At 26.9% G+C, this 11,751-nt stretch carries 13 protein-coding genes and 1 riboswitch; all 13 genes read right to left on the bottom strand.

Features of this window, described 5'->3' with window-relative positions:
* Positions 1–44: 44 nt before the first annotated feature.
* Positions 45–117, bottom strand: a riboswitch (Fluoride riboswitch).
* A gap of 23 nt (positions 118–140) precedes the next feature.
* The gene (gene gloB / locus HMPREF3045_RS01540) at positions 141–827 is read right to left on the bottom strand and encodes a hydroxyacylglutathione hydrolase (RefSeq protein ID WP_070736852.1); all 687 of its coding nucleotides are present in this window, start codon (positions 825–827) and stop codon (positions 141–143) included.
* Positions 828–899: 72 nt separating this feature from the next.
* On the bottom strand, positions 900–1,799 hold the full coding sequence (gene sdaAA, locus HMPREF3045_RS01535) for an L-serine ammonia-lyase, iron-sulfur-dependent, subunit alpha (protein ID WP_004838979.1): 900 nt from the start codon (positions 1,797–1,799) through the stop codon (positions 900–902).
* Positions 1,799–2,464 (bottom strand): L-serine ammonia-lyase, iron-sulfur-dependent subunit beta, encoded by a 666-nt coding sequence (gene sdaAB / locus HMPREF3045_RS01530; protein ID WP_070604991.1) that lies wholly within the window; start codon positions 2,462–2,464, stop codon positions 1,799–1,801. The genes sdaAA and sdaAB overlap by 1 nt, the downstream gene beginning before the upstream one ends.
* Positions 2,465–2,594: 130 nt before the next feature.
* On the bottom strand, positions 2,595–3,332 hold the full coding sequence (locus HMPREF3045_RS01525; protein ID WP_070736851.1) for a YwaF family protein: 738 nt from the start codon (positions 3,330–3,332) through the stop codon (positions 2,595–2,597).
* A 145-nt stretch (positions 3,333–3,477) separates the two neighbouring features.
* On the bottom strand, positions 3,478–4,512 hold the full coding sequence (locus HMPREF3045_RS01520; protein WP_218970136.1) for a serine hydrolase: 1,035 nt from the start codon (positions 4,510–4,512) through the stop codon (positions 3,478–3,480).
* A 155-nt stretch (positions 4,513–4,667) separates the two neighbouring features.
* Positions 4,668–5,363 (bottom strand): LemA family protein, encoded by a 696-nt coding sequence (locus HMPREF3045_RS01515; protein WP_070736850.1) that lies wholly within the window; start codon positions 5,361–5,363, stop codon positions 4,668–4,670.
* A 234-nt stretch (positions 5,364–5,597) separates the two neighbouring features.
* Positions 5,598–5,981 carry a hypothetical protein gene (locus HMPREF3045_RS01510; RefSeq protein WP_004838984.1) on the bottom strand — a complete coding sequence of 128 codons (384 nt, stop codon included), beginning with the start codon at positions 5,979–5,981 and terminating at the stop codon, positions 5,598–5,600.
* A gap of 473 nt (positions 5,982–6,454) precedes the next feature.
* Positions 6,455–6,634 carry a 30S ribosomal protein S21 gene (rpsU, locus tag HMPREF3045_RS01505; protein ID WP_004838985.1) on the bottom strand — a complete coding sequence of 60 codons (180 nt, stop codon included), beginning with the start codon at positions 6,632–6,634 and terminating at the stop codon, positions 6,455–6,457.
* Positions 6,635–6,673: 39 nt separating this feature from the next.
* Positions 6,674–7,015: a histidine triad nucleotide-binding protein gene (locus HMPREF3045_RS01500; protein WP_004838986.1), complete on the bottom strand. Its 342-nt coding sequence runs from the start codon at positions 7,013–7,015 to the stop codon at positions 6,674–6,676.
* Between the two features lie 65 nt (positions 7,016–7,080).
* On the bottom strand, positions 7,081–8,445 hold the full coding sequence (gene brnQ, locus HMPREF3045_RS01495) for a branched-chain amino acid transport system II carrier protein (protein ID WP_070736849.1): 1,365 nt from the start codon (positions 8,443–8,445) through the stop codon (positions 7,081–7,083).
* Between the two features lie 199 nt (positions 8,446–8,644).
* Positions 8,645–9,916: a ClC family H(+)/Cl(-) exchange transporter gene (locus HMPREF3045_RS01490; protein WP_070736848.1), complete on the bottom strand. Its 1,272-nt coding sequence runs from the start codon at positions 9,914–9,916 to the stop codon at positions 8,645–8,647.
* 10 nt (positions 9,917–9,926) lie between these two features.
* Positions 9,927–10,733 (bottom strand): C39 family peptidase, encoded by an 807-nt coding sequence (locus HMPREF3045_RS01485; protein ID WP_070736847.1) that lies wholly within the window; start codon positions 10,731–10,733, stop codon positions 9,927–9,929.
* Positions 10,734–10,904: 171 nt separating this feature from the next.
* A partial coding sequence (locus tag HMPREF3045_RS01480) for a glycoside hydrolase family 25 protein (protein WP_306807249.1) occupies positions 10,905–11,751 on the bottom strand: 847 nt, incomplete at its 5' end.

Genomic DNA, 11,751 nt, shown 5'->3' with positions numbered 1-11,751 from the left:
TCCTCCTTTTTGGGACAAAAAAACTGATGAAATCTGTCCCCAAATAAGTAACAGAAGTCATCAGCAAAATGCGGTTTTAGAAATAATCTAAGGGAGAACCTCATTCCCTTTTAGTATTATAAATTTTTTGAAAAAATATGTCAATTTTTAATTTTTATAAATTCCTTGAACTCTTCTAAATTTTTTGCCATAAAAAACGGATTGATTAAAAATTCTTTTTCAACATTTGTTGGTAGGCTAGGAAGAGATCTTGAAAGTTTTTCTTTAGCCTCACTTATTGCATCATCCATAATTTTATCTTTAATAATTCTTTTTGATGATTCTATGCAATCAATAGTGTATTCATGAGCTGGATAAATTAAAATATTTTTATCCAATTGTTTGATTTTTTGAACGGAATCAAAAGAACTTTGATAATCTCCAGTAAAAACTCTTCCACAACCCGAAGAAAATATGGTATCCCCACAAAATAAATTTCCATCTACCAAATAAGAAATATGTTCTTCAGTATGGCCGTTAGTTTTTAAAACTACAAATTTATATCCAAAAATTTCAAACTCATCTTTATTTTTTAAAGTAATATCATTTAAATTTTTCGTTTCAGCCGGACCATAAACTCTTACATCTTTAAATTTTTCCTTTAATTTTTTTACTCCACCAACATGGTCCATGTGTTTGTGGGTTAATAAAATTGCGTACAAATTTTTATCTTTCAAATAATCAAAACAAGGATTTTCCTCGCCAGGGTCAATTAAAATTACCTCATTTTCTTTTTCTATTGTCCAAATATAATTATCTTCAAAAGCTCTAATAAAATTTATTTTCATAAAAACTCCTCTCAAAAAATTTATACCCAAAAATCACAATAAAAAAAGTAGGCAAAAGCCTACTAATTTAATTTATTTATTTTCTTTTGTAGAGTCATTTCCAAGTGCGAAAAATTTCTTTCTAATTTTTCTTCCTGTTTCTGTTCCTGCTATTCCGCCTATTCCTGTTTCTCTTAAAGCTTCTGGTAAAGTAGATCCAACTTCTCCAGCCGCTTTACATACTTCATCAAATGGAACTATGCTTGTGATTCCTGCCATTGCCATATCAGCAGAAATAAATGCGTTTACAACTCCAGATGCGTTTCTAAAAGTACAAGGATATTCTACAAGCCCTGCAATTGGATCACAAACAAGACCTAACACATGCAAAAATGCAAAACTTGCTGCGTGAAAACAAACTTCTGGGCTTTGATCGTAAAGAAAACATGCTGCAGCTGCTCCCATGGCAGCTCCTGATCCTGTTTCTGCTTGGCAACCGCCTTCAGCCCCTGCAAAAGATCCATAATATCCAATTATTTTTCCAATTCCAATAGCTGTTAGCATGGCATCAACCATTTTTTCATCAGAAAATCCTTCACGTTTTTTTAGAGAATATAAAATTGCTGGCAAAATTCCAGAAGAGCCTGCTGTAGGACTTGCTACAATTTCTCCCATTGCTGCACTAATTTCTAGAGTTGAAAATGCCATTGCCATCGCCTCTGTGACAAAATTTCCTGTAATAGATTTTCCTTCTTTTGAGTAGGCATTCATCTTTTTTGCAAATCCATCAATCATACCCATTGCAGTTTTTGTTTCATGGTTTAAATTTCCTGTTGCAGATTCTTCCATAACCTTAAACATTTGTGTCAAATTAAATAAAATATCATCTTTATTGATTTGCGATGATTTTAATTCTTCTTCAAGAACTAAATCTTTGATGTGGACTCCCCTGCTTTCACATTCTTCTATAACTTCAGATGCTTTTCTAAACATTATCTAACCCCTTCTATATAATTTGCGTAATCATATCTCTTATTATTTATAATCTCGTCAATAATTTCTACTTCTAATTTTTCATTTAATTCAACAATTAATGTTACTTCATCATCAGCTTTTACTGTTTTCATACTTTCAATATTGTAATCATTAGTTGCTAAAAGCTTACTTACTTCATAAATTACGCCTTTTTGTTCTTTGTATCTTAGAATAATTGTTGGGAATTTTCCATTATAGGAAATTGACACATCATTAATTTCAATTATTTCTATATTTCCACCACCAATTGATGAGCCTGTAACTGATGATTTTGTTCCATCTGGATAATAAAAAACAATTTTTGCAGTGTTTGGATGAACTGTTCCTAAATCATCTTTTATAAAATGATATTCAAGTCCTTCATCGTCAGCAATTTTAAATGAATCTCTAAGTCTTTTATCATTTGGTCTAAAACCTAAAACTCCTGCAAGAAGTGCCTTGTCAGTTCCGTGTCCCTTATAAGTTTGAGCAAATGATCCATGAAGATGAAAATCTACCCTAGTAAAACCATCTTTTACAATTGATATAGCAACTTGTCCAATTCTTGCAGCTCCTGCTGTATGAGAAGACGAAGGTCCTATCATAATTGGTCCAATTATATCAAAAACTCCATACTCTTTCATAATACCTCCATTTAATTATAAAAACCTTTGCATTATATTACAAAAACTTACATCTAATATTATATTACACTTTTTGATAAAAAAATAAAAGCCAATTGATATTATTTTGCTAAAATTTTGCAAAATAATATCAGTTGACTTCGATTAGTTTTAATTTTTTAAAAATATAAAAATTTAAATAGATAGAAAAATTATATAAAATAGCAGCCAATAAAAAATAAATTATTGCTGGTAGTTTATTTAATAAATTTGTAAAAACTGGGCTATAAGAAAGATAAGCATAATTTAAATTAAATTTTAAATTTATTATTTCAGTTATTAGCAAAAATACATTTACAAATATAAATAAAAATTTCAAATTTTCTTTTTTTATTTTAATTTTGTCGACTATTAGGAAAAATAGTGAAACCCAAAATACTAAAAAATGTGTCAAAAAGAAATTTACATACATAATATGAGGCCATGAATATGGCATTAAATCTGGAAAAATTAAGCCAATAATTCCCCCTATTAGTCCCCAAAAAATTGTAAGAATTTTTAAATTATTTGAATTAAATATAAGAGCAAAAAATCCACTATAAATACTTATCCTACAAGTGTATAAGGGCAAGGCCTCATTTATGGTATCTTTTCTTACAAAACAAATAAAATATAAAAAACTTATTTGCTGAAATGCCAGCAAAAAAATAAAAATAAATCTTAAATATTTATATATTTTTTTATTTTCTTTGATTTTTCTTCTGTATTTATATAATAAAATTGCTACAATTACCATAAAGGCAAATAAAATTAAATGCAAAAAACTATATGAATCAAAGACAAAACCATCTTCTTTTCTTCTAAAAAATTCATCCATAAAATTATTCATTACTACTCCTAAATTTTCTAGCTACTATCATATAATAATTTTTATTTTTAGTCTATTATTTTTTATCAATTAATAAAATAAACTTTTAATTTCTCAAAAAAAGCCAAAAGATTTTTTCTTTTGGCTAATTTTCATATTAAATTTTTTAATTATCCTTATCAAATGCTATAAATGCATTAGAAATTCGTCTTCCTAAATTATGCATTGATTCAAATTGTGGACTACCTCCATGACTTACTGGTTCATCAAAATCACTCAAAAATGAAATTGCAAAAACACTATCGCCAACATCAATTATAGCTATATCATTTTCTATTCCACCATCTGGATATTCTCCCGATTTATTTAATCCCTTAGCTTTTTTTGGCAAATCAGCCAATAATTTTATTTTTGATGTTGTAGTATTTTCAGACATTGCTTTCATTGCTATGTCACAATGCTCACGGCTAATAATTTCTCCATCATAAATTACAATCAATGCCTTGTTGAGGTCTTTTGCATTCACAAGATTGGCTTTTCCTCTTCCATGCATTTTTGTATATAAGGCACATCTATTTTTTCCAGTTACCTTATTTATCATTCTTCCTACATTTAAACATGCAGTCTTCATATCATTATCGCCAATTTTATCTATTAGCCTATCTGTAGCTTCATTGTTGGAATCTCTTAACATTAAATAAATATCATCTTCCACATCTTTTTCATCCAAAATTCCTTCTTCAACTTGCCTATAGGTTTCGAGTGCTATAAAAATTTTAATTGTTGATGCCGCAACTTGTGCATCATTTTCGTCAGAAGATCTCTTCTCAATAGATATATTAGATTTTCCACTAATTGTATCAACAGCAACTTGCCAATCGCCTTTTAAATCTTCCGTTTCATCATCTATTATTTTTTCAATTTTTGTATAGAGATAATCATCAGTCACTCTTGTATTTTTAAATTCATTAGAATCATCTTTATCCTTTTCATCAGCAAAAGTATCATTTGAATCATATAATTTTTCTATATCATTTAAATACCTATCAGATTTAAATCCAACCATGCTATTTTTTGCAGGATGAGGCTGGATTTTTTCTGGTTTTTTGTCTGACTTAGATAATTTAATAATAAAAATTAAAACAAATAGAATTATAATAGCCAAGGCAAAACTAGGAATATTTTTCTTATTTTTTCTCATAGTTCCCCCAATAAATATGTACTTCTAATTTTATGCTAGCCCATTTGTAAATTAGTGTCAAATTTTTAGGATTTTTTTATAAAATTTGTAAATTTAAAATAAAAAATTCTCCTATAAAAATAGAAGAATTAATTATTGCCTATTAAATTCTAAAATTAAATTCCTAGCATTTCATCTGTTATTTGAACCTCTTCGCGATAAAATTCTTTATCTGTAAATTTTAATGGTTTACGTAATAAAGCCAAAGGAAATTGATGAATTAAGCTATTGTAAGATTCAATGCACCTATTTAGTTCAATTTTGCTATTAGATAAATAATTTTCACTATTAATAATTTCATCTAATAAAATTTTTACATTTTGATTATTGCTAAGCTCCGGAAAATCATTAATAAAATTTCCAAATTCTTGAGAACTTGTTACAAGCACATCTTCATCGCTATAAGTTTTCAAACGATCTTTAGTATTTTTTTCGTGACGTTCTTCCTTTTTTATAGAACTTGCTTTTGCAATATCAATATAAGATTCTTTTTCGTTTTTTTGATGTTTATCTATCAAACGATTTGCCTTGTCAATTAAATCACGATTTCTAATTTTTATAGATTCAAGACTGCTTGTATTGCTATAAATTCTTTGCTCCAAAGACTTAGCGCTATTATATTGATAAATAAAATTTGCAATAAGAGCACACGCAAAACCAAAAATTACACTTGCACCACTAAAAGGTTCTACTGTCATCTCAGCATCATCTGGAGTAATTGTCATAGAAAAAATCATTAACCAAACAATAGTTAATAAAAATCCTAATCCTACAAACACACATACAGATTTAAAAACACTTTTTGATTTCATAATATCTCCTCAAATTTTTATACTATAAATATACAAAAAATACTTAATATAGTCAACACAATTAAGCTTAAATTGAAAATCTAAATTTAATTGAAAATTTTAAAATAAAAACAAGAATCTTTAAAAGAAAATGATCCTTAAAAGATTCTTGATTTAATAAAAATAAACAAAAAAGAATTTTATTAATTTTTAAATTTTAATAAGCTATTTAATCTAAGGGGAAATAAATATTTTTCATTTAATTTCTTGCTTATTTTTTTTAGGAACTTGTATAGCCATAAAAATCGAACCAGCAAAAAGAAGTACGCTTGCAATAATCATAAGATAAAAACCTGTTGTGGCAAATTCCATATATTGTTCAAATGATTGATATTGCAAAATAGCTATAGCTAAATTCAAAACAGAAAATACAATAGTAAGAATTTTTTTCTTCAATAAACATGAAAGAATTGCCAAAAGTGATAGACCAATCAAGATAATTCCAGAGCCAAAGCTATCATCAGGTTTTAATAAATTTATTTCTTGACCCAAAAATTCTGCCGCAGGAATTACAGTAGAAATACAAACAAGAACGCCAAATACAATCACTAAAATTTGGCTAGCATAAATTTTTTTCATAATTTTCTCCTTTAATAATTTTTTAAATAAATGCTCCAAGATAAAAAGCAAAACTCCTAAAAATAAATTTCCCCTTAGATTTCAAGTTATTTTTATATTATTATATAAAATAAAAATCGATCAAAATAAATTAAGATAATATTATACACTAAAAAATAAAAATCCAATTTTAAATATAAAAAAAGTACCTCCTGCAAAAATCGCAAAAAGGCACTCTAAAAAATATCCTCAAAATTTCGGATAAAATAATTTACTTTAAATTTTCTTATTTTACATAAATTCGCCATGAGCATAATTAGCCTCTCAAAAAGCATTAATTTTTTTAATATTATAGCACTTTAATTGGTAAAACACAATATAAAAATAAAAATTTTTTATATAAAATCATTATAAGATTTTAACTTAATAAATTCATATTATTTTAAAATAAAAATTACACGCAATAAAAAAAGACCCAAGTGGGTCTTAAATTACTATTTTCTTCTTTTTTTTCTCTTTGCTGCCTCAGATTTCTTTTTTCTCTTAAGGCTTGGCTTTTCGTAGTGTTCTCTTTTTCTATATTCTGTTAGAACACCGGATCTTGCGCATTGTCTTTTGAATCTTTTAATTGCACTATCTATTGATTCGTTTTCTCCAACTTTGATCTCTGTCATCTCTATCCCCCCTCTCGTATCACACAATTAAGTTTGAAATCAACCTGGTGGCCATTGTAAGGATCTTTGTGCTAAAACATGAAAGTGCATGTGCTTAACACTTTGTCCTCCATCTTCTCCTGTATTGTTGACTATTCTGTAGCCATCTTCTGCTACGTTTAGATCTTGTGTTATTTTTTTAATAACCATAAAGATATGAGAAATTATATCCTTATCTTCTTCATCTAATTTAGCCAAACTTTCTATGTGTTTTTTTGGTATAACAAGAAAATGGATAGGTGCTTGTGGATCTAGATCATTAAATGCAATTACTTTTTGATCTTCATAGATTATATCTGATGGTATTTCTCCGTCAGCAATCTTACAAAATACACAGTCCATACTTCACCCCCATTGATAAATATAATATCATATTTTAATAAAAAGGTAAAATTTTTTTATAATTTTTACAAATTTATTTCTTTTATCTTTTCTTTTTTTATAATACTTATTAATAATCCTAAAATAATTCCAAATATTGCAGGAATCAACCAACCAAATCCTAGTTCAAAAGCTGGTAAATAATTTTTTGCAAAATCTACAATTCTACTTATAGAATCTGTACTTGAAATATTTTTTGGCAAAGCTTTAAGCAAATCAAAAATTGAAAATATGGCCGTAAACAAAATAGTTAAAGAAAATATTCTCTTGTTTTTTCCAATTATTGGATATGCCAAAGATAAAAATATTAAAACTATTGCAAGCGGATACAAATACATCAACACCGGTATTGACAAGCTAATTATTTTTTGAAGTCCCAAATTTGCTATCAAAAATGATATTAAGGTAAAAACTACAGCATAAGCTTTGTATGAAAGCGTATTTGGATACATTTGTATAAAAATTTCAGAGCAGGCAATGATTAGTCCAATAGCTGTTTTTAAACAAGCTACTATTACTATTGCAGCTAATAAAATCTTGCCGAAATTTCCCAAATAATAAAATGAAATATTAGATAAAATTCTTCCACCGTTATTGCCTAATTTCATTATATTTACAGAAGATGATGACATAAAAGATAAAGAAATATAAACTGCGCTCATAGCAATCAAACAAATTACTCCACTTTTTAAAGTTTCTTTAGCAATTTGATTTGAATCTTTTACTCCAAGTTTTCTAATACTTGAAATAATTATTATTGCAAAAGCAAGACTTGCAAGAGCATCCATTGTGTTATATCCATCAAGAATTCCTGTAAATAATGGATTTTTTTGGTAAATTTCAGTAGGTTGATTTTTTGCCAAATCTCCCATTGGTTTAATGATTGCAAAAATAACCAAAACTGACAATAAAATTAAAAAAGTTGGCGTCAAAATTTTTCCTATATTATCCATAACTTTGCCAGGTTTTAAAGCAAAAGCTAAGACAGCAAGGAAAAATATTAATGAAAAAATAAATAAAAATAATTTTATTTTATCTTCAGAAATATTTGGAGCAATTCCAACTTCAAAAGCTACAGTTGATGTTCTTGGAATTGCAAAAAATGGTCCAATCGTCAAATACAAAGCTGTTGTAAAAAAATATGCAAATTTATCATTTACAGTCTTTCCCATTTCAAACAAACTATCATTTTTCGAAATAGCACTTGCAACAACTCCCAAAATTGGAAGTCCAACCCCACTAATTATAAATCCCAAAACAACTTTATAAAGATTAGTTCCTGAATTTTGTCCAAGCTCAATTGGAAAAATCAAATTTCCAGCTCCAAAATACAAGCCAAACAACAAAGAACCAACTAATAAAGTTTGATTAAAACTAAGTTTTCTTTTCATATTATTCCCCTATCTTTTCAAAATTAATATTTATATAAATATTCCTAATTTTATACAAAATATTACTTAGATGAATTATAACACAAGAAAAAAAATTATAAAAGCAAATCTACATATTTCTATCAAATTTCCCAAAAAAATTTTAAAAATCAAAAATAAAAAAGAGCTATCAAAAAGCTCTTTTATATCTTACAAATATTTATGATTTATTTTTTATCATAATCTCAAGAAGAGATTCATATATTGGTTCATTTTTAAAATTTTCTGTTAATAGATAAGCCACAAGACTTACAATTATAATTGGCAAGAAAAAATCAATTCTTCCTCCTGTCATTTCTATTATCAAAAACATTCCTGTCAAAGGTGCTCTAACAATTGATGCAAAATGAGCTGCCATTGCAAGCATTGAAAAAATTATAATTTCATTTTCGCCAACTAAATTAAATTCAAATAAAATACAGCCATAAAAATTTCCAATTAATGAACCCATAGCAAGCAAAGGAAAAAATATTCCGCCTGGAATTCCAGAGCAAAAAGCAATTAACAAGAGCAATAATTTCATGAAATAAAAATATATTAAAGTTGAAATTTCATAATTATCTCCTTGAGCAAGAGAAATAAAATTTTCTCCACTTCCCAATAATCTACTATCAAAAAGTAAAAAAATACTTGTGATAAAAAATGGAATTATAGATTTTATACTTTGAGAAATAGGCAAATTTTTATATAATTTTTTTCCAAATAAAATACCCTTATTAAATAAAATTGAAGAAAACCCAACTAAAATTCCCAAAAAAATCAAATAAATCCAAAATCTCATAGATAAATTTAAATGATTTTTAATTTTTATTACAGGATCATTTCCTATAATCAAACTTGTTACAACGCTTGATGAAATGATTGTTGATGTTATATAAATAAAATTAATTCGAGAAGTTTTTTTCATAAGTTCTTCAAGGGCAAAAGCAATAGCAGAAATTGGTGCTGTAAAAGCACTCGTAATTCCAGAAGCAGATGAGCCAATAATCATTATTTTTTTATAATCTTCATCTAATTTAAAAATATTTGCCATAACTTCACCAAGAGAGCCTCCTATTTGAACAGAAGGACCTTCCCTTCCCAAAGTTAAACCAGAACCAATAGCAAGCAAGCCTCCAATAATTTTATTAATCAAACAAGACAAGGCACTATAATCCAATTTATCATTCAATTTCCCAGAAATTTGAGGAATTCCGCTTCCACCAATCATAGGCTCCTTGTTTACACAAATCGAAACCAAAAAACCAATAAATAAAAATGCAAAAACAAAAATTATAGCATTTAATAAATTTTTTTGACCAAAAATTATTAAATTAGAAATTACAAACATAACTTTTGGAATTAAAAGTCTAAATAAACTTACTATAAGACCTGCACATAAACCAATTATAATTGAAATTAACAATAATTTATAAGAAATACGTTTTTTCATTCTAACCCCATTAATAAACCAACCAAATATTTGCAATTTGATCTTTGATGCTATTATATGACCAAGATTTCTCAGAATTTTTCATAGAATTTGGATCATTTATAACAAATCTTCCATTTTTATAAGAATCAATAACCAAAATATGTCCAAACAAAGTAAAATATCCCTTATTCACAGAAACAATAAGACTTCCCCTGTCAAGAGCATTAATCATAGCGTCTTTATCATTTTCAATATTTTCAATATTATGGCCATATTTATTAGCCTCATCAGCAAAAAATTTCCACTCAATGCCTTCACTTCCCATATAAGATTGAGCATCCTGAGCAATATTTGAAGGACTAATATCCAAATTTGGATTTAATCTTTTTAAAACCATAGCCATAGAAGTAGGACCACAACCCGCAAATCCAATATTAGAATTTCCCAATTTATTATAGGCCCACCTATTATCCCATTGTAAAAAATAAGGAGTAAGTCTTCCATAATTTACACTTTCACCAGGATAATATTCAAAATCAACTATTCCATTTTTCAAATTATAAACAAACTCACAAGTATCTATATCATTTCCAACAAGATAAATTTCGCTGTCAGTTAAGCTATCAAAATTCTCATAAAGCCAATTAATTTTTTCATTATCATCTTTGTGTTTTTCAATATTTTTATATAATTCATCCATATCATCAGTTTTTTCCTTATTAAAAACAAGGCCAATCAAATCATCAACCCCTCCCGTAATTGAACTTGATTTAACTAATGAAAAAATAATTACAACTAAAAAAATAAGAAAAATAAATTTTAAAAATTTTTTCATATTATTAATATATCATAAGCACATAAAATTTAATAGTAGACATAATAATTGTTTTAATTCTAATTTTTTATTTTTAAAAATTTATATGCCATTTGAAATTTAAAATAAAAAAGAAGGTGTTACCCCTCTTTTTATTAATTACTATTTAAAATTATAAAAAATTTGTATAATTTACACATACATAATATTCATATCTACATTGCCTCTTATGCCATTAACCTTTCCTTGAGATGAATATTGCCATGTAGTATAAGGACCTTTATAATCACATTTATAATTATATTGCGCAACCCATACAGGGTATTTTGGAGATATTTTATTCATATTAATTTGATTATTTAAATAAGAAGTATATGAATAAAATGAGCCTTTATATCCTAATCTTGTAATTTCATCAAGAAATGCTAATGAAACTTCCGCATCTTTTTCTTTTCCAATTTTATAAGTTCTTCCATAATATCCATTAGATTCTGAGTATAACTCTCTATCAAATGCTACTGGTAATGTAAGTTTTGATTTATATGATCTAATTATTGAATCCACATATCTAGCTTCTAAAATAGCTTCATCTCTTGTTATAGCTTGTGAATAATGATATATTCCTACTTGCAAACCAGCATTTAAAGCTCCTCTTATATGTGAATCAAATTTACTATCTTTATATAGTTTTCCATTAGCTGCATAGGAACCTGAAGATCTAATTATAACAAAATCTATTCCCGCTTTTTTTATTTCATTCCAATTAACAATTTCATTCCAAACTGAAATATCTATGCCAACTTTTGATTTTAAATATCCATTATTGTCAAAATAATATTTTAAGCCATTAATCATTACATGCCCTTTGGCTATACTTCCATCAGAAAAAGAATATGATGTTTTACCATCCTTTATAAACCAACCTGTGCTAACTTTTGATGCACTTCCATCACTTCCCATATAATATGAAACTTTAGGACCAAATGTTATTATTTGATTTACATACAACTCTCCAAAATTATTTTTTGAAAAATATTTT

Source organism: Anaerococcus sp. HMSC075B03 (genome assembly GCF_001815585.1).
Lineage (GTDB): Bacteria > Bacillota > Clostridia > Tissierellales > Peptoniphilaceae > Anaerococcus > Anaerococcus vaginalis.
This window is presented reverse-complemented; position numbering and strand designations above follow the sequence as displayed.